Raw genomic sequence first — 19,162 nt, forward strand, 5'->3', positions numbered from 1 at the left:
CGTCAGACTGCCACCGGCGCCTTGATCCCCGGATGCGGGTCATACCCCGTAATCTCGAAATCCTCGAAGCGGTAGTCGAACAGTGAGGCGGGCTTGCGCTTGATGACCAGTTGCGGCAACGCGCGCGTTTCGCGCGACAGTTGCAGGTCGACCTGCTCCATGTGGTTGGCGTACAGGTGGCAATCGCCCCCGGTCCAGATGAAGTCGCCCACCTCCAGGCCCGCCTGCTGCGCCATCATGTGGGTCAGGATCGCATACGAGGCGATATTGAATGGCACGCCCAGGAAGATGTCGGCGCTGCGCTGGTACAGCTGGCACGACAGTTTGCCGTCGGCCACGTAGAACTGGAACAGCGCGTGGCAGGGCGGCAGCTTCATCGACGGCACGTCGGCCACGTTCCAGGCCGAGACGATCATGCGGCGCGAATCGGGCGTGGTGCGGATCTGCTCGAGCACCTGCGCGATCTGGTCGATGTGTTCGCCCGTGGGCGTTGGCCAGTTGCGCCACTGGTAACCGTACACGGGCCCCAGATTACCGTCGGCGTCGGCCCATTCGTCCCAGATCGACACGCCGTTTTCTTTCAGGTACGCGATATTGGTCGAGCCCTGCAGGAACCAGATCAGTTCATGGATGATCGATTTCAGGTGCACTTTCTTGGTCGTCAGGAGCGGAAAGCCTTCCTGCAGATTGAAGCGCATCTGGTAGCCGAACACGGAACGGGTGCCGGTGCCGGTGCGGTCGGTCTTGGTGGCGCCATGCTGCTGGACATGGCGCATGAAGTCGAGATATTGGCGCATTGCGGATGGTGTAATGAAGGGACTGACAACCCGTCATTCTATCATCCGGTGCAGATGGGGGCGCCTGCGACGGCGGGCGCTGCCAGCCGCTCGGCAAAACGCTGCAACGCGAGGCGCAGTGCGTCGTCGGCCATCGCCAGCAGGTTGTCACCCACGTAGATTTCGACGACGCTGGTATCGGGCAGCGCGCCATGGGCAGCGCGGTTGTACATCCAGATACCATCCTCAATGGCCAGCGCGTCGCGGATTGCCAGCGCATGATCGCGGGATACGGGCAGGTGAAGGTGCAGCATATTGGCCTGGGGCGCGGCCGGGTTCACGCGGATCGCCGGGTGCGCCCGCAGCGCGGCATACAGAAACTGCGTGCGCCTGAAATAGTCGGGCATCGCCGCCAGGCGCGCGTCGAAGTCCATCGCGGCGGCCACCACGTACGGTGAGCGATGGATCACGTTGCCACCCTGGCGCCGGAACCATTCGGCGCAGCGCGCCACGAACTCGCGGCTGCCGGCCAGCATCGCGCCACCCAGGCCGCCCAGTCCCTTGTACAGCGACACATACACCGAATCGAAGCCGGCTGCGATCTGCGCCGCGCTGCGCCCGTACCCGGCCGCTGCTTCCCACAGGCGCGCGCCGTCCATGTGCAAGTGGATGCCGCGCTCACGGCAGCCGCGCTTGATCGCCTCGAGTTCGTCCCAGGGCGAGAGCTGGCCGCCGATTTCCCGCATGGGGATCTCCAGGCCCACGGCGCCCAGGCGGTCCGGCATGTCCAGCAGATCGCTGGCCGTCCATGGCCGGTGCCGGTCACCCACGGGCAGTGCCTGGAAGTGGTCCAGCAACTGGTAGTTGGCGCGTTCGTGGGCGAAGATGTGCGAGGTCGGGTGCAGCGCCACCATGCGGCTGGCGCGCTCAAGGCAGGCCAGGCGCAGCGCCGTCACCTGCGCCATCGTGCCGCTGACGCAGAACACGGCGGCCTCGAAGCCGAGCGTGGCCGCGACCTTGGCTTCAAAGGACTGGATCAGGTCGCCGTTGCCATACACGTCGTGATCGATGTCGTGCTGCTCGCACCAGGCCGCCATCGCTGCAAAATGTTCCGCAGGACGGCGCTGGCGATGGCCGGGGAAGATCGTGTGGCAGCGGCGCTGCAGGGCGGATGTTGACAAGGTGCACTCCGAAAGACAGGAACGCTACTCTACACCGCGCGGGGATGCTTCAGGAAGCGCCCGGCACGATGGCCGGGCGCGAGGCTCTTGATCGGCCGAACTTCAGCCGTGGGTCAGTGCCGCGCGGCGTGGCGTCGATGCAAGCGCATCGTGGCCGAGGCTGGGGCCGTCTTCAGCTAGGCGGAAGCTGCGCACCGAACGGGCGAGGGCGTCGGCCTGCTCGTGCATCGCCTGCGCCGCGGCGCTGGCTTCTTCGACGAGTGCCGCGTTCTGCTGCGTGGTCGTGTCCATCTCGACAACGGCGCGGTTGATTTCCTCGATGCCCTGGGTCTGTTCCTGGCTGGCGTTGCTGATTTCGGCCATGATGGCGGTAACCCGCTGCACGCTCGTGAGCACTTCCTGCATCGTGGTGCCGGCCTGCGCCACCAGCGCGCTGCCGGCGCCCACTTCATGGTTGGATGCGTCGATCAGGCCCTTGATTTCCTTGGCGGCAGCGGCCGAGCGCTGCGCCAGGTTGCGCACTTCGGACGCCACGACCGCGAAACCGCGACCCTGCTCGCCGGCGCGCGCCGCTTCCACGGCGGCATTGAGCGCCAGGATATTGGTCTGGAACGCGATGCCATCGATGACGCTCGTGATGTCCGAAATCTTGCGCGAGGCGACCGTGATCGAATCCATGCGGGCGACCACTTGCGACACCGTGTCGCCGCCTTTCTGGGCCACGTTCGATGCAGTCTGGGCGAATTCGTTGGCCTGGCGCGCATTGTCCGCGTTCTGGCGCACGGTCGTGGTCAGCTCGTCCATCGACGACGCGGTGGTGGCCAGGCTGGCGGCCTGTTCTTCGGTGCGGCTGCACAGGTCCAGGTTGCCGGTTGAAATTTGCTGCGACGCGGCGGCAATGTGCTCGGCGCCGTCGCGTACCTTGCCGACCACGCCCGACAGGCTCTCGCCGATGTCGTTGATCGCTACGGTCAGGCGACCGATTTCGTCATTGTTGCGGGGCGCGATCCGGGCGGTCAGGTCGCCGCCGGCGATGCGGCGGGCCACTTCTTCGACTTCGGCCAGCGGGCGCGTCACCGTGGCACGCACCAGCAGGTACAGCAGCGTGGCCAGTACGGCCAGCGCGGCAATGCCGAACAGGATGAAGCGGTTACGCAGCTGGGTGGCGGCGGCGGTGATCTCGTCGATATACGTGCCGCCGGCGATGACCCAGTTCCAGTCCTTCATGTGCGTGTACGCCGCAAATTTCTCGCGCGCGCCGGTCTCACCAGGGTTCTGCCAGTCGTAGCGGACAGTGCCTTCCTTCTTCTCCAGCATCTCCTTGACGAACTCGTGACCGTTGGCCGACTTGCTGTCGAGGATGTTCTTGCCTTCACTCTTCGGGTGCACGAGCAGGTCGCCGTAGGTCTTGCCGGGCGCTGCCGACAGCACGTAGAAGTAGCCGCTGTCGCCGACCTTGATCGCACTGATGCGCTCCTTGAGGAAGGCGATGTCCTGGCTGATGTTTACGCCCACGTAGAGTGCGCCGACGACCTTGCCGGCGGCGTCCCGCACCGGCTCGTACTGGGTGATGAACTGCTTGCCGAACAGGGTGGCCAGGCCGACATAGGTGCGGCCGGCGCGCAGCGCGGCGTAGGCCGGTGCGGTCTTGTCCAGGGCCGTGCCGACGGCGCGCTCGCCGTTCTCCTTCTTGACGGACGTGGTCACGCGCACGAAGTCGTCGCCGGCGACGGCGAACACCGTGGCGTTGGCGCCGGTGCGCTCGGTGAAGCTGTCGGGGACGGCGAAGTCGAGGTTCAGCGCCTTGCCATCGAGGCTCAGCGTCGGCACCTGGCGGCCGCCGATGTCCACGGTGGCCGCTTCGTCGAGCGCAAAGGCGCCCGGCAGACCGGCACTGAAGATGCGCCCGAAACTGACGGCCTGGCTCGACACGGTCTTGTTGAACAGTTCGACCGTGTTGGCCACGCCTTTGAGTTCACTGGAAACGCTCTCCATGGCGCGCTGTTCCAGCATGCTCGATGTCGACAGCGTGATCGTGCCGATCAGCACGGCGATGATGACCCCTGCCAGGGCGAAGGTGACGGCGCTGATGCGGGTGCCGACATTCCAGCTGGCTAAACTATATTTTTGGTTGCTCATGAAAGTCGAGGGATGATGGAGGGTATAACCCCGGATCATACGCCCCAACCTTTTCTCATGGCAATATTTAGTGAGTTTCGGCAGTCTTTACGGTGCCTGGATGCAACGGAATGTGACGGGAAGTCACGGTTGGGCCACCGACACCGGTAATACTCCCGACAATCCTGTCACGCTGCCACGGGTGCATGCGCCTGGAACTGCAGCGCGGCGAGGTTCGCGTACACCCCGCGCAGGGCGACCAGTTCGTGGTGCGTGCCCATCTCGACGATCCTGCCGCCATCGAGCACGACGATGCGGTCGGCGCGCTGCACCGTGGCCAGCCGGTGGGCGATGATGATCGTGGTGCGCCCGATCATGGCCGCTTCGAGCGCCCGCTGCACGAGGCGTTCGGATTCGGCGTCGAGCGCGCTGGTGGCTTCGTCGAGCAGCAGCAGCGGCGGGTTTTTCAGCAGTGCGCGCGCGATGGCAATGCGCTGGCGCTGGCCGCCCGACAAACGCACACCGCGTTCGCCCAGGAACGAGCGGTAGCCTTCCGGCAGGCGCTCGATGAATTCGTGGGCGGCTGCCATGCGCGCCGCCGCGATCACTTCCTCGTCGGTGGCATCGGGGCGGCCGTAGCGGATGTTTTCCATTGCGTCGAGCGAGAACACCACCGTATCCTGCGGCACGATGCCGACCGCACCCCGAAGCGTCTGCAGCGTCAGGTCGCGCACGTCGACGCCGTCCAGGCGAATGCTGCCCGACTGCGGATCGTAAAAGCGCAGCAGCAGCTGGAACAGCGTGGTCTTGCCGGCGCCGGAGGGGCCGACGACAGCCACCGTCTCGCCGGGCTGGATCTCGAGCACCAGGTGCGACAGCGCCGCTTCCTGCAGGCGCGATGGATAAGCGAAGGTGACCCCATCGAGCGTGACACGCGCGCCGTTGGCGGTGCGCGCGGGCAGCGTGGCCGGGTGGGGCGGGTCCTGGATGTCCGAGCGCGCGCCCAGGAGTTCGAGCAGGCGTTCGGTGGCGCCGGCGGCGCGCTGGGCGTCGCCCATCACTTCCGACAGGGCGCCGACCGAACCGGCGACGATGCCGGCGTACAGGATGAACTGTCCCAGTTCGCCCCCGGTCATGGTCCCGGCAATCACGGCATGCGCGCCCAGCCACAGCACAAACACGATCGCCCCGAAGATCAGCACGATGGCCAGGAGCGTGAGCGTCGCGCGCGCACGGATGCGGCGCATGGCGGTGGTGAACGCGCTTTCGACTTCGACGACAAAGCGCCCGGCCTCGTAGCCTTCGCGCGTGAACGCCTGCACGGTCGGCATGGCATTGAGAATTTCACCGGCGACGGCCGATGCATCGGCAATGCGGTCCTGCGAATCGCGCGACAGCTTGCGCACGCGGCGGCCGAACAGCACGATCGGCAGGACGACCAGCACCAGCAGGCCAAGAATGATGGACGTCAGACGCGGGCTGGTGATGAACAGCATGACCAGGCCACCGATGAACAGCAGCGTGTTGCGCAGCGCGAGCGAGATGCTGGTACCGACGATCGCCTGGATCAGCGTCGTGTCGGTGGTCAGGCGCGAGAGTACTTCGCCGGTGCGCGTGGTTTCAAAAAATTCGGGACTCTGACGCACCACGTGCCGGTACACGGCGCTGCGAATGTCGGCCGTTACCCGCTCGCCGAGCCACGAGACCATGTAGAAGCGCGCGGCCGTGGCCACCGCCAGCACGGCGGCTACGCCGAACAGCGCCAGAAAGGTCGCGTTGACGTTCTCGATGCCGCGCGCTGTGGCCGAGGCGCCGAAGCCCAGGTCGATCATCTGCTTGAACGCCGCCGGGATGGCCAGCGTGGCGCCGGCCGCGAACAGCAGCGCGATGCCGGCCAGGATGAACTGGCGCCGGTAGGGCGCCATGAACGGGATCAAGCCCTTGAGGGTCGAGAGGCTGCTCTTGCTCGGGATGTCTGCGTCGGGGGAGGCGGTGGAGCTGGTGGTACGCGTCGTCATCGTGTCTTCGTGGGATTCTTATAATTTCATCGGCTGCACATAGCCGGTCATTTCGAGGTAGCCGCGGCCGACGCGGCGCCCGTTCTGCTGGATCGTGACCGCGCCTTCCCAGTACACGGCGCCCGTCGAGCGGCGCGAATCGAGTTCCTGGTCGTTCTGCAGCGGGACGATCTGCCAGACCTGGTCGCCGGTGGTGATCGTGGTGGCGATCGGGTAGGTCGCCTGCGTGCGCGGGGACGTCCACAGCGTTTGCGGCGTGAACGTGATCTGCTCCGGCGCGTAATGCGTGACCTTGCCCGTCTTGTCACGCCGGGTGGCGTGCGCCCACAGTTTACCACCTTGCTTGTCGCGGATCTGGAAAGCCATCAGCGCACCGCCGTCGTCGAGGTTGGCGCCGACCCAGTTCCAGCCCACTGCGTCGGGCTGCAGGGCTTCGCTCGACCACTCGTGATCGAGCCAGGCGCTTCCGGTGACGGCCGTGGCGGCCATGCCGGCGCGGCCCACGCTGCCCGTGACGGCCAGTTGCGGTTCGCTGTAATAGTAGCTGGCATGCTGCGCGCTCGGGCCCTTGCGCGAATAGCCGCCCTGGCCCTGCGCCAGCACCGGCTGCGTGGGCCGCAGGCGCAGCTCCAGCGTCAGCTGGTTCGAGCGGATGGTCACGCGGTAGGTGCCGTCCTGGTCGCGCACCATGCGCCAGTCATCGAGTTTCAGGTCAGTGTTGCCGGGGCGGGCCCACGCCAGCCCGAAGCCTTCGCGCGCGCTGCGCTGGTCGTGCACCAGGCGCCCGACCGCCGGGTCAGACAGCGCCGCGTGGCCGATCACCAGCTGGCGCGGTGTGAAGTGGCTTGGATTGGCGCCGTCGACGCCCGTGCGGCTGCGAAAGAACGTGACCTGAAAACCCAGCGGGCGCTTGTCGGGCGTTTCGACCCAGCCCGTGACGTACCACCATTCGGTGCGAAACTCGGGATGCGCGCCATAGTCGCGCGGGAATGTCAGCGCCGCACCGGGTGTGACGGGGGCAAATACGGGCGGTTCGGCGCGCGCTGGCAGCGCCAGCAACGATAGTAGCGACAGCAGCGACAACAGTACACCCAGGATGAAACGCATTACCAATCCTCTCTGACAGCGCGCACCGGACCGCCCGACAAGGCCTGGCGGCCTGACACGAGCGCGGTGGCGACGGACGCGATCACCAGCACCGCTGCCACGCTGCCCAGCAGTGGCCAGGGCAGGTGCAGGCCCATGGTCCAGTGGAACGACTGCGGGTTGATCACGAATACCAGGATCAGGCTGATGGTCAGCCCGAGCACGAAACCGGCCACGACGCCCAGGCCGGTGAGCAGGCCGCCTTCAAAGGCGAGCAACTGCAAGACCTGGCGCCGCGTGACGCCGACGTGGCGCAGCATACCGAATTCTCGCGCCCGTGCCAAAGTCTGGGCCGAAAAACTGGCCGCGATGCCCGATAGGCCGATCGCGATTGCGATCGCCTCCAGTAAGTACGTGACGGCGAAACTGCGGTCGAAAATCTTCAGACTCGCGGCGCGGATGTCGCCCGGGCGCATGAAGGTGAGCGCCGCGCCAAATGGCAGCGCGCGCAAACGGGTTTCCAGCGCGGCCGCGTCGACCCCATCTGCGGTCCACAGCGCCGCGTCGGTGACAGCGCCTTCGCCCGTCAGCTTGCGATAGTCGGCCAGCTGGATCACGACCGAGCCGCTCTGGTTCGCGTAATCGCGCCAGGCGCCGGCCACAAAGAACGGCGTCTCGGCGCCGCCCAGCGGCAGGCGCAGCGTCTGGCCGACGCGCGCGCCATACAGGTCGAGCAGCGCCTCGGACACCCAGGCCGGCCGCGCGCCGGCAGGAATCGGCGCGCTGGTGCCCACCAGATACAACAGGCGCGCCGGATCGCGCACGTCGATGTCGCGCGCGATGACGACGACCGGCGGCCGCTCGGGTGCCAGCGACACGCGCCGCGTGCGCAGGAACTGGATCTGCTGCACGCCGGGCAGCGCGGCCAATGATGCCTGCTGCGCCGGACTCAGGTAACCGGTGCCGCCGGAATCCAGCGTGCGCACATACAGGTCGGCCGGCAGGATGTGGCCCATCCAGTCGTCGACCGAGACCCGGAAGCTCGAGACCATGATCCCCATGGCCACCATCAAACTGAAACTGGCCAAGATGCCGCCCAGCGCAATCGAGGCCTGGCCCGGCGCATTGGCCAGGCGCCCGAGCGACAGCGCCAGCACGGGCATCGGATGCCGTTTTTTGGACAGCAACCCTTCGAGCGCGCGGAACGTGACGGCGGCAAAGCGGGGCATCAGGCCGATGCCGCCAATCAGCAGCAGCGCGATCGCCAGGTAGCCAAACAGCGGCAGCTCGAACACGGGCGGCGCGAACGCGATCAGCGCGGCGATCGCCAGGCACGCGAGCGATGGCCAGACGCGCGCCAGGCGCGACAGCGGCGCTTCGTCGGCGCCGGACTTGATCGCCACGGCCGGCCGGGCGCGCGCTGCTTCCCACGCTGGTGCCAGGCAACCGAGCAAGGCCACGCCCAGGCCCAGGCCAAAGAAGACAATGGCCGCGCCCGGCGTGAATGCCACCTGCGGGCGAATGCCGGGGAAATAACCGGCGCCCAGGTCGCCGCCAAAGTAATGCAGCGCGGTGGCGGCCAGCGCGTAGCCGGCGCCGATGCCGAGCAAGCTGCCGGCCACGCCCAGGCTCGCGCCTTCGAGCAGCACCTGACGCAGCAACTGGCCCCGTTCGAACCCCAGCACGCGCAGCAGCGCGAACTGGCTGCGCCGGCGCATGACCGACAGCGCCTGGGTCGAGAACACGAGGAAGGCGCCGGTGAACAGCGCGACCAGCGCCAGCACCGTCAGATTGACGCGGTAGGCGCGGCTCATGTTGGAGGTGCGGCTTTCCTGGTCGGCGTCGTTCGGCTGGCCGACCGTGAAGCGGCCCGGCCAGGTGCGCTCGAGATCGGCTGCTAGAGCGCGCTGGAACGCGGCGCGGTCGACGCCGCTGCGCAGCTTGAGGTCCACGCGCGAGAGCTTGCCCACGCGTTCCAGGCGCCATTGCAAGGCGCCAATGTCCATGACTGCCAGGCGCTGACCGCTGCGCGCCCGCTGCACGGGGCCGGCCACGCGCAGCGTGATGACGCCGGTGCCGGCGCGCAGACTCAGTGAGTCGCCGCGCCGCTTGCCCAGCCACGCTTCGGCGGCCGGCGACAGGAACAGCGCATCGTCGGCCAGCACGTCCAGCATGCGGCCGTTGCCCGGCACGCCGGTCAGGTCGGGCGAGATGAAACCCGCGCGAAAGGCATCGATGCCGATGATGCGCAGCGGCGTGTCCTGGCCCGGCACGCCGGCCTGCACCTCGAGAATCGGCGCGGCCACCGCGACGTCCGGGTGGCTGGCCAACTGCGGGTATACCGCTTCGTCGAACAGCAGTTCGCGCCCCTGGACCTGGATATCCGCCTGGCCCGACAGGCTCTTGACGGCGGCCGAGAATTCATTGAAGGCTGCAGCGTTGATCAGGTGGATGGCAAAGCCCATCGACACGCCGACGGCAATCGCCGCAATCGCCACCAGCGCGCGGACCGGGTGCGCACGCCACTCGCCGAGCAGCAGCCAGCGCGTGAGCCGGCTCAACCCGGGCATTCGACCGCCAGTGTTTCAGACATGCGGCGCGCCTTGATGCGCGCGATGGTTTTTGCCTCATCGCTGCTGCGAGCCAGGTCTTCGTCAGCCCAGCGTGCCTGCAGACGCAGCTTGTCGCAGCGCTTGCGCAAGGCCAGCGCTGCGCGGCCGGCGCGCTCGAATTCATGGGCGTCACGCGCAGCCTGCGCGGCGCGTGCCCCGTCGCTGGCCGCCAGCGCGGTGCGGGCGGCAGCAAGGCGCGCGGCCTGCACCGGATCGGGCGCTGGGGCTGGCGGCAGCGCAAGCGGCGCACCGGCGCCAGGGCAGGGGCGGTCGGCGTAACTCACGTGCATTCCCTCATGACATTTGTAGACCGTGCCGGCCGTGGCCAGCCGGCACACGGCGCAGCACGTCGCGCACAATACAAAACACCACAGGCAACGCATGGCAGGCTCCCGGTCATAGTATTTTCCCGGGATTCATGATGCCCAGCGGGTCGAGCGCGGTTTTGATGGCACGCATCATGCCAAGTTCGACGGGCGACTTGGTGCGCGCCAGCTCGTCGCGTTTCAGCGCGCCGATGCCGTGCTCGGCCGAGATCGAGCCGGCAAACGCGACCACCGCGTCGTGCACGATGCGGTTCACGGCATCCTGCTGCAGCAAAAACGTGTCGTGCGCAACGCCCGGCGGCGGCGCGACGTTGTAATGCAGGTTGCCGTCGCCCAGGTGGCCGAACGTGACCAGTACGCAGCCCGGGAACGCGCGGTCAAGCGCGGCGTCGGTGTGCGCGATGAAATCCGGGATGGTCGAAACCGGCAACGAGATGTCGTGCTTGATGTTCTTGCCGGCCGCCGCCTGCGCCAGCGGGATGTGTTCACGCAGGCGCCACAGGCCCAGGGCTTGCTGGCTAGATGTTGCCACGACGGCGTCACGTGCGATACCGTCTTCCAGCGCAGCGCCGATGCCGGATTCGAGCAGCGCCTGCGCATGCGCCTCGGATTCATTGCTCGACAATTCGACGAGCGCATACTGCGGGTGGCGCGCGGCAAATGGCTGCGGCAGCGCGGGAAACTGTTGGGCAACCAGATCCATACAGACGGCTGACATCAGCTCGAAGCCCGTCAGCGCCGCGCCGCAGCGCGCCTGCAGCAGGTTCAGCAGTGCCAGCGCCTGGCGCGGCGAGTCCAGCGCCACCAGGGCCGTCAGCATGCCGCGCGGCGCCGGAAACAGTTTCAGCACGGCCGCCGTGATCACGCCCAGCGTGCCTTCGGCGCCAATGAACAGGTCGCGCAGCGCATAGCCCGTGTTGTCCTTGCGCAGCCCGCGCAGACCATCCCAGACGGCGCCTTCGGCATTGACGACTTCCAGGCCCAGGCACAGGTCGCGCGTATTCCCGTAACGCAGCACGGCGGTGCCGCCGGCATTGGTCGACAGGTTACCGCCAATCGTGCACGACCCTTCGGCGGCCAGCGACAGTGGATACAGCATGCCGGCCCCTGCGGCGGCGGCCTGGATATCGGCCAGGATGCAGCCGGCCTCGACCGTCATGGTGCGGTTGGCCGGGTCGATCGCGCGGATACGGTTCAGGCGGCGCAGCGACAGCACGATGGCGTCGCCCGACGTATCGGGCACGCTGCCCATGACCAGGCCCGTGCGGCCGCCTTGCGGGACGATAGGGACACCGGCGCTGGCGCACAGGCGCACGACGGCGGCAACCTGATCGGTGTCCAGCGGCAGCACGACGGCGCGCGCGCGGCCGCTGTAGCGGCCGCGCCAGTCGGCCAGGTAGCCCGCCATGTCGGCATCAATCGTGATGACGTGGTCGACGCCCACGATGGAGCGCAGCCCTTGCAGGAAGGCGGCCGCTGAGTGGTCAACCATGCGGGACTTTGACCTTGTCCAGCAATTCCTTGGCCATGCGCTGGGCTTCCTTCTTGAACGGGCGCAGATACAGCAGGGCGCAGACATAGAACACGACCACCAGCACGACTTCACCGATGGCCATCTGGCGCGACAGCGGGCTGGTATCGGCCCAGGCCCGCACGGCGCCTTCGGCAAAGTAAATCAGGATCAGCATCGACGACCATTGCAGCGTGTACAGGTCGCGCTTGATCACGCCGCGCAGCGGCAGCAGCAACGGCAGCGCTTTCAGTGCCAGCAACCAGCTGCCCGGCTGGAGCGGTGCGACGAACGCTTCCCACGCCACCAGCCAGCCGATCAGCCAGACGAGGCTGAGTACCGCGCCGATATGAAAGACTCTGCCTTTGCCCATTATTGACCTTCGTGCAGTTTGAGCGCCGCGATAGCCAGGCGGCGACCGAGCGCGATCGACAAGGCGCGCTCGTCCTCGGTGATGGCACGCTTGCCATCGACGCCGGCCCAGTGGGTGGCGCCATACGGGCTGCCGCCGCTGGCGGTGTTCATCAGTTCGGGATGTGTGTATGGCAAGCCCATCACGAGCATGCCGTGGTGCAGCAGGGGAATCATCATCGACAGCAGCGTTGCTTCCTGCCCGCCGTGGAGGCTGCCGGTGGACGTGAACACGACGGCCGGCTTGCCCGACAGCGTGCCATTGACCCATTCGGCGGCCGTGCCGTCGAGAAAATACTTCATGCTCGAGGCCATATTGCCAAAGCGCGTGGGCGAGCCCAGCGCGAGGCCCGCACATTCGGCCAGGTCGGCCGCCTCGACATATGGCGCGCCATCCTCGGGAATCGACGGTGCAGTGGCTTCCGCCACCGATGACACGGCGGGCACGGTGCGCAGACGCGCCTCGGCGCCGGGGACGCTGTCGACGCCCTGGGCGATCAGCTCTGCCAGCTTGCGCGTGGCGCCGTGGCGGGAGTAGTACAAAACCAGGATGCTCAAAGGGATCGTGTTCATCCTTGGTATTATAGTGCGCTTTGTTGAAGTGACATGCCCGGGTTGACGCCCAATTCGCGGCCTGAATCGGGTATTTCCATGGCCATGCCGAACCAACCGCCGCAGCATCCTTCCCACACTGCCAATGACAGCACCGACGGCAGCCTCGAACGTAGCCTGACCCGCGCCGAGGCCAAAGATCTGGTGCGCTTTGCGCTGCGCCGCCTGCGTGAAGAGCGCTTGCCGCAGGTTGCCGGCAGCCTGACGTTTACGACCACGCTGGCGCTGGTGCCGCTACTCACGATCGTGCTGGCCATTTTCACGATGTTCCCGGCGTTCGGCCAGGTGCGCACGATGGTCGATGCCTGGTTCGTGCAGAACCTGATGCCGCCGGCCATTGCCAGCACGATCAGCGGCAACCTGACCCAGTTCGCCAGCAAGGCCAAGGGCCTGTCGGCGCTGGGCGCGGTGGCGCTGCTGTTTACGACGGCCGCGACCATGAGCCTGATCGAGCGGGTCTTCAACCAGATCTGGGGCGTGCGCCAGCCCCGTCCCTGGACCCAGCGCCTGCTGGTCTACTGGGCCCTGATCACGCTGGGGCCGATCCTGTTCGGCGCCTCGCTCAGTTTCACGTCGCAGCTGGTTGACGTCACGGGCGGGCTGGACCGCGATGCCAGCGTGCTGGCCACGCTGGCCTTCACGCTGGCATCGATTGCCGCGACGACAGGCGGCTACACGCTGCTGTACGTGGCGGTGCCCAACCGCCATGTCGCCTGGCGCGACGCCTTCTGGGGCGCGCTCGCCGCCGCCATCGCGTTCGAAGTCGCCAAGCGCGTGTTTGGCCTGTTCATCCGCCAGTTTCCGACCTACGCGATCATCTACGGCGCACTGGCCGCGCTGCCGCTGTTCCTGGTCTGGATCTATGTGACCTGGATGATCACGCTGGTCGGCGCCTTGCTGACGGCGGCGCTGCCGGTCGTGAAATACGAACGCTGGTGGTACCAGGCCGCACCCGGCGGCGCCTTCGTCGACGCGATGTCGGTACTGAAGGTCCTGCACGGCAGCGCAAAGTTGAGTGGCACGGCGCTCGTGTCCGGCAGCACCATCCGCCATCACACGCGCATCGGTTACAACGAACTGGCGCGCCTGCTGCACCGCATGGTGGCCGAAGGCTGGGTCGGGCGCGTGCACGACCAGGCGCCCGCAAAAATCAGCTGGCGTCACACCAAGCGCGCCAGCCAGGAGCATTGGGTGCTGCTGGCCGACCCGGACACGCTGCGTCTGGCCGACGTGTACCGCCTGTTCGTGTTCGACTTCGCGGTGGAGGAGGCCGTGCAGCGCGAAGAAGAGGCCAGCCCCGATACCGTCCTGTCGCTCGACACCGGCGCGCTGGCGCGCCGGGTCGAAGAGGCGGTCGAGGCAGGGCTGGGCGAAACCCTGCGCGAGCATTTCGGCGACGCCGACGCCGACGCCGACGCCGACGCGGCTGCCGAGCCGGTCAGCTGATCAGTCGTTCAGCCTGCGCCAGCAGCGCGCTTGCTACCGCCTCGGGCGCTTCCTGCATCATCGCATGGCCCGTATCGACCGTGACGATGGTTGCATGCGCAATCGCGTCGGTCAGCAAACCAGCCTTGCGCGGCGGCGTCATCTTGTCCTGGGTTCCCTGCACGAACACGACCGGACAGGTAATGGTGGCGGCGGCCGTCATGCCGTTGGTGTACGCATTGCACGCGGCCAGATCGGTATGCAGCAGCGGTTCGTCGCTACCGGCGGCCAGCCGCCGCATCAGTTCGCGCGCCGCGTTGGCAATCGACGTGTCGCTCCATGCCGCATGCGACCAGGTCACGACCATGTCGATGGCCGCCTGCTGATCTTCGAGGGCAGTGGCGAGCAGGGCGTCGGCCACCTTCATCGGGAACGTGGCGCCCAGCAAGGCCAGGCCGGCGGCGCGCTGTGGCGACCGGGACGCCGCTTCCAGTACGACCAGCGACCCCATGCTGTGGCCGGCAAGCAGGGCGCGTTTCACGCCCGCCGCGTCCAGTAAGGACAGCAACCAGTCAGCCAGCGCCTCGACCGAGCGCAGGGCCGGCCCGCTGCTGCGCCCATGGCCGGGCAGGTCGGGCGCCAGCACGGCGAAACCGCGTGCGGCCAGCGTCCGGCTTTGCTGCGTCCACACCGAGTGATCATTCAGGGCGCCGTGCACCAGCACGATCGTGGGCAGTGCGGGGTCGAACGCGCTGTCGCCGGTATGGCAGAAGGCGGTATGGTCGCCAATCGTGAGTTGCATGTCAGATAACCTGTTTTGATGGAAGCCAGCCATCCTAGCAGCGATGGCCGTTTGCGCAATCTGCACTGCACCATTCTCCCGCCGCGTCCGCACCGTGAGGTGGCGCAATGCTGGATTTTTTACCGGGCATAGGCTACAGTCGGCGTTATGCCTTATACAAATTTATCCAACAGCAGTATTGACCGCGCGGGGGTGGCCAGCATGAAAGTTTCGGAAATCCTGCAAGTGAAAGGCAATATCCTGTACACCGTGACGCCCGACCAGCCCCTGGTCGAGGCCGTAACCACGATGTCCGAGAACGATATCGGCTCGCTCGTCGTGATGGAATACGGCGACCTGGTGGGCATGCTGACGTTCCGCGAAGTGCTCAAGACGCTGCACGCCAATGGCGGCGCGGTGGGCGCCGGCACGGTGCGCCGTCACATGGACGACAGCCCGATCACCGTCACGCCGGACACCGAGGTCAACGAGGTGCGCCGCATCATGCTCGAAAAGCATGCGCGCTACCTGCCGGTGATGGACGCGCGCACGTTGCTGGGCGTGATCTCGTTCTACGACGTGGCGCGCGCGGTGCTGGAAGCGCAAAGTTTTGAGAACCGCATGCTCAAGGCCTATATCCGCGACTGGCCAGCCGAGCAGAACGCCCCGGACTGACCACGCCAACGGTCACGCCGCGCGCGTGACCGACTCATCGGCCAGCCAGGCCAGCAGCGCCTCCGGCGACAACGGCCGCGAATACAGAAAGCCCTGGGCCAGCGGACAACCGAGATCGCGCAGGATCTGCGCCTGGCGCTCGTCTTCGACCCCTTCTGCAATCACCGACAGGCCCAGGTTGCGGCCCAGCTGCACCACCATCTGCGCGATGCTGCTGCCGCGCGCCGAGCCGGTAATCTCGGTGACGAACGTGCGGTCGATCTTGAGCCGGTCCACCTGCAGTCGCTGCAGGTGCGACAGCGATGAAAACCCGGTGCCGAAATCGTCGATCGCGATCGACACGCCGGTGCGCTTGACGTGTGCCAGCTTTTCGACGAGCGCAGCCGGCTCTTCCATGGCCATCGATTCCGTGATTTCCAGCTCGATGAAGTCGGGCGGTGCGCCCGTATCGTCGAGCGCGCGGCGCAGCATGTCGAGAAAGTGTGGATGCCGCAGCTGGACCTGAGAGACATTGACTGACATCGTAAATGCCGTGTGGCCGGCCGCGCGCAGGCGCAGCAGTTCGGTGCAGGCCTGGCGCAGCACCCATTCGCCGATCTCGACGATCAGGCCTGAATATTCGGCAATCGGGATGAAGCGGTCGGGCGAGACCAACCCGCCGTCCGGCTGGCGCCAGCGCAGCAACGCCTCGGCGCCAACAGCGCGGTTACTGGCCAGATCGATCTGCGGCTGGTAATCGAGGAACAGTTCGCCGCGCTGGAAGCCGCTGCGCAGCGCATGCATCATGCGCACCCGCTCGCGAATTTCGACGCCCATGCTGCGCGAAAAATAACAGTGGCCAGTGCGCTGCTGCAGCTTGGCGCGCTTGAGCGCGATGTCGCCATCCTTGAGTGCATCGGCGCCGCTGCCGTCGTGTTCGCGCAGGCGGACGAGGCCCAGTGTCGACGACACCTGCACGTCCTGGCCGTCGATGTGGAACGCGTCGAGAAACAGCGTCTGCAACGCGGCCGGGCGGACCACCTCGGCACTGCCCAGCACGCTGAAAATGTCGCCGCCGATGCGCCCGATATGCAGCGAAGGTGCGAGGCCCGGCGCCAGGCACGTGCACAGTCGCCGGGCGACGGCGGCCAGCAGCAGGTCGCCGAAGCGGTGCCCGAGCGCGTCGTTGGTTTCGGCAAAGTGGTCGATGTCGACCAGCGCCAGCACGGCTTCGTTGTCGGCCCCGGCAGCGAGCGTGGCATCGATCAGTTCGATCATGCGCGTGCGGTTGGGCAGGCCGGTGAGCGGATCGTGGAACGCCGACTTGTTCAGGTCGGTCACCAGTTCGCAATTGTCCAGGCTGACGGCCACCATGCTGCAAAACACCTGTAGCAGGCGCGTCTCGACGTCGCTGATCGCGCGTTCGAGCGGCAGGCAAGCCACGAAATCACGCCCGGCTTTGCCAGGGAAGAACAAGGTCAGCATGCCGTCGTCGGTCGTGCACCCGCGCTGGGCCAGCGTGCGCTCGGCGGCCAGCGCGAGCCGGGTCACGTACGGATCGTCGTACTGCGCGCCGAGTTCACAGCCTTCGAGATCGCGGCTGTCGCCGCTGGCGGCGACCACGCACAGCGGGCCGAAGGCGCCGGTTCCGGTGCCATCGCCAAACTCCCGCGTGCACAATATGCCATCGACCGGCTGCCCGACCAGGCCGGCAGCCTGGGCCAGGATGCCATACGCCACGTCGCGCACGCCGTGCAGCGCCATCAGTTGCGCGCAGGCGGCGACGATGCGCTCCATGCCGACCCGGTTCGCTTCGAGTGCGCAGAGTTGCTCGTACGAGCGGATGGCGGCAGCCACTGCGGTGTAGAGCTTGGTGCGGGTCAGTTCCGACTTGGTGCGGTAATCGTTGATGTCGTAGCCGCGGATCGCCTCCATCTCGGGCGCGTAACCCGGCTGGCCAGTGCGCAGAATGATGCGCACGTCACGCAAGCCCAGTTCGTCGCGGATGCGGCGCACCAGTTGCAGGCCGGCGTCGGCGCGCTCCATCACGACGTCCAGCAGAATGACGGCGATATCGCTTTCCCGACCCAGCAGCGTGAAGGCTTGCGTGGCCGAGTAGGCGTGCAGGAAAGCCAGCGGACGGCCTTGCATGACGACGTTGTCCAGCGCAAAGGTGGTCGTCGAATGGACATCGGCGTCATCGTCGACGACCAGGATGCGCCACGGCGGCCGTCTGCTGTCGTCGACGGCGTCGACTTCGTCGGCAAAAACGAGGTCATCTGTCACGGGGTCATCCTGCGTTGGATCGGAGGGCGGCGTCGAAGCTGGCATGTGCTACGTCTCCAGGGAGGCTTGGCATGTATACGTCAAGTATATAGGCATTTGTAAATTGGAAAGGAAACCGGCAGTTGCTTAAAAGAGAATATAACTTGGTAAATATATCCTGATAGAAACATTTTGGCGAGAGTGGATTGCAGATTGTCGGTTTCTGCTTGCCGGATCGCCTGTTAAAATGATCTTTCGATCAAATCGCACTCCCTCATATCCATGTCCGGCAATACATTTGGCAAGCTGTTTTCCGTTACCACTTTCGGCGAGTCGCACGGTCCCGCGATCGGTTGCGTCATCGATGGCTGCCCACCCGGCATGGCACTGACCGAAGCCGATATCCAGGCCGACCTCGACCGCCGCAAGCCGGGCACGTCGCGCCACGTCACGCAGCGCCAGGAGCCTGATCGCGTCGAGATCCTGTCCGGCGTCTACCAGGGCGTCACGACGGGCACCCCGATCGCGCTGCTGATCCGCAACGAAGACCAGCGCAGCAAGGATTACGGCAATATCGCCGAGAGCTTCCGTCCCGGCCATGCCGACTACACCTACTGGCACAAGTACGGCGTGCGCGATCCGCGCGGCGGTGGGCGTTCGTCGGCGCGCCTGACGGCGCCGGTGGTGGGCGCCGGCGCCGTCGCCAGAAAGTGGCTGCGCGAGCAGTATGGGACCGAATTCCTGGGCTGCATGCGCGCGCTGGGCGACATCGACGTACCGTTTGACGGCTGGGAGCACGTGCACGCCAATCCGTTCTTCGCTGCGACGGGCGACGCCGCGCTGCTGGCGCGCATGGAAGATGCCATGGATCAGCTGCGCCGCGATGGCGATTCCATTGGCGCGCGCATCGACGTCGTCGCGCGGGGCGTGCCGGTGGGCTGGGGCCAGCCGATCTACGACAAGCTCGACGCCGATATCGCCTACGCGATGATGGGCATCAATGCCGTCAAGGGCGTCGAAATCGGCGCCGGGTTTGCCTCGGTGGCGCAGCGCGGTTCCGAGCACGGCGACGAGCTGACGCAAGAAGGGTTTGTCGGCAACCATGCCGGTGGGGTGCTGGGTGGGATTTCGACGGGGCAGGACATCACGGTGTCGCTCGCGATCAAGCCGACCTCGTCGATCCGCGTGCCACGCCGCTCGATCGACAAGGAAGGCAATCCGGCGCTGGTGGAAACCTTCGGTCGCCACGACCCGTGCGTGGGTATTCGCGCCACACCCATTGCCGAGGCGATGCTGGCGCTGGTGCTGATCGATCACGCCTTGATGCACCGCGCGCAGTGCGGCGATGTGAAGGTCGCCACGCCCCGCTTGACGTAACCGTCGTGGA

General features: G+C 66.6%; 15 protein-coding genes. 3 read left to right on the forward strand and 12 right to left on the reverse strand.

All coding sequences use genetic code 11. The annotated features are described in order from the left end of the window. Positions 1–2: 2 nt before the first annotated feature. The 10 genes from AC1MGT_RS21920 to wrbA all read right to left on the reverse strand — a co-directional run bounded on the left by AC1MGT_RS21920 (position 3) and on the right by wrbA (position 12,611). Positions 3–797: a thymidylate synthase gene (locus tag AC1MGT_RS21920; protein WP_499502084.1), complete on the reverse strand. Its 795-nt coding sequence runs from the start codon at positions 795–797 to the stop codon at positions 3–5. Between the two features lie 41 nt (positions 798–838). Continuing rightward, entirely contained in the window at positions 839–1,957 is a 1,119-nt protein-coding gene (locus AC1MGT_RS21925) for a threonine aldolase family protein (protein ID WP_499502086.1), read from the reverse strand. Between the two features lie 102 nt (positions 1,958–2,059). Beyond that, complete coding sequence (locus AC1MGT_RS21930; RefSeq protein ID WP_499502088.1) at positions 2,060–4,096, reverse strand: methyl-accepting chemotaxis protein; 2,037 nt, start codon at positions 4,094–4,096, stop codon at positions 2,060–2,062. Positions 4,097–4,263: 167 nt separating this feature from the next. Beyond that, positions 4,264–6,093, reverse strand: a complete 1,830-nt coding sequence (locus AC1MGT_RS21935; RefSeq protein WP_499502090.1) for an ABC transporter transmembrane domain-containing protein — start codon at positions 6,091–6,093, stop codon at positions 4,264–4,266. Between the two features lie 18 nt (positions 6,094–6,111). Then, on the reverse strand, positions 6,112–7,200 hold the full coding sequence (locus tag AC1MGT_RS21940; RefSeq protein ID WP_499502092.1) for a lipocalin-like domain-containing protein: 1,089 nt from the start codon (positions 7,198–7,200) through the stop codon (positions 6,112–6,114). Continuing rightward, the gene (locus tag AC1MGT_RS21945) at positions 7,200–9,749 is read right to left on the reverse strand and encodes an FtsX-like permease family protein (RefSeq protein ID WP_499502094.1); all 2,550 of its coding nucleotides are present in this window, start codon (positions 9,747–9,749) and stop codon (positions 7,200–7,202) included. The genes AC1MGT_RS21940 and AC1MGT_RS21945 overlap by 1 nt, the downstream gene beginning before the upstream one ends. Next, positions 9,737–10,081, reverse strand: coding sequence for a DUF4124 domain-containing protein (locus tag AC1MGT_RS21950; protein ID WP_499502095.1), 345 nt, complete (start codon positions 10,079–10,081; stop codon positions 9,737–9,739). Before AC1MGT_RS21950 ends, AC1MGT_RS21945 begins: the two co-directional genes overlap by 13 nt. A 106-nt stretch (positions 10,082–10,187) precedes the next feature. Continuing rightward, on the reverse strand, positions 10,188–11,609 hold the full coding sequence (locus tag AC1MGT_RS21955; RefSeq protein WP_499502096.1) for an FAD-binding oxidoreductase: 1,422 nt from the start codon (positions 11,607–11,609) through the stop codon (positions 10,188–10,190). Continuing rightward, positions 11,602–12,000 carry a DUF2069 domain-containing protein gene (locus AC1MGT_RS21960; protein WP_499502097.1) on the reverse strand — a complete coding sequence of 133 codons (399 nt, stop codon included), beginning with the start codon at positions 11,998–12,000 and terminating at the stop codon, positions 11,602–11,604. The genes AC1MGT_RS21955 and AC1MGT_RS21960 overlap by 8 nt, the downstream gene beginning before the upstream one ends. After that, positions 12,000–12,611 carry an NAD(P)H:quinone oxidoreductase gene (wrbA, locus tag AC1MGT_RS21965; protein ID WP_499502098.1) on the reverse strand — a complete coding sequence of 204 codons (612 nt, stop codon included), beginning with the start codon at positions 12,609–12,611 and terminating at the stop codon, positions 12,000–12,002. Before wrbA ends, AC1MGT_RS21960 begins: the two co-directional genes overlap by 1 nt. 78 nt (positions 12,612–12,689) lie before the next feature. On the opposite strand from wrbA, the gene AC1MGT_RS21970 reads away from it, so the two are divergent. After that, the gene (locus AC1MGT_RS21970; protein ID WP_499502099.1) at positions 12,690–14,096 is read left to right on the forward strand and encodes a YihY family inner membrane protein; all 1,407 of its coding nucleotides are present in this window, start codon (positions 12,690–12,692) and stop codon (positions 14,094–14,096) included. Here AC1MGT_RS21970 and AC1MGT_RS21975 read toward each other — a convergent pair. Continuing rightward, entirely contained in the window at positions 14,089–14,877 is a 789-nt protein-coding gene (locus AC1MGT_RS21975; RefSeq protein WP_499502100.1) for an alpha/beta fold hydrolase, read from the reverse strand. The genes AC1MGT_RS21970 and AC1MGT_RS21975 overlap by 8 nt on opposite strands. A gap of 201 nt (positions 14,878–15,078) precedes the next feature. Between AC1MGT_RS21975 and AC1MGT_RS21980 the strand changes: the two genes are divergently transcribed. Beyond that, on the forward strand, positions 15,079–15,531 hold the full coding sequence (locus tag AC1MGT_RS21980) for a CBS domain-containing protein (RefSeq protein WP_332532707.1): 453 nt from the start codon (positions 15,079–15,081) through the stop codon (positions 15,529–15,531). A gap of 12 nt (positions 15,532–15,543) precedes the next feature. Here the strand turns inward: AC1MGT_RS21980 and AC1MGT_RS21985 are convergent, their stop codons facing one another. Beyond that, positions 15,544–17,841: a GGDEF/EAL domain-containing response regulator gene (locus tag AC1MGT_RS21985; protein ID WP_499502101.1), complete on the reverse strand. Its 2,298-nt coding sequence runs from the start codon at positions 17,839–17,841 to the stop codon at positions 15,544–15,546. A 216-nt stretch (positions 17,842–18,057) separates the two neighbouring features. On the opposite strand from AC1MGT_RS21985, the gene aroC reads away from it, so the two are divergent. After that, the gene (gene aroC, locus AC1MGT_RS21990) at positions 18,058–19,152 is read left to right on the forward strand and encodes a chorismate synthase (protein ID WP_499502102.1); all 1,095 of its coding nucleotides are present in this window, start codon (positions 18,058–18,060) and stop codon (positions 19,150–19,152) included. Positions 19,153–19,162 lie beyond the last annotated feature (10 nt).

The organism is Telluria sp. BA11 (assembly GCF_056680305.1).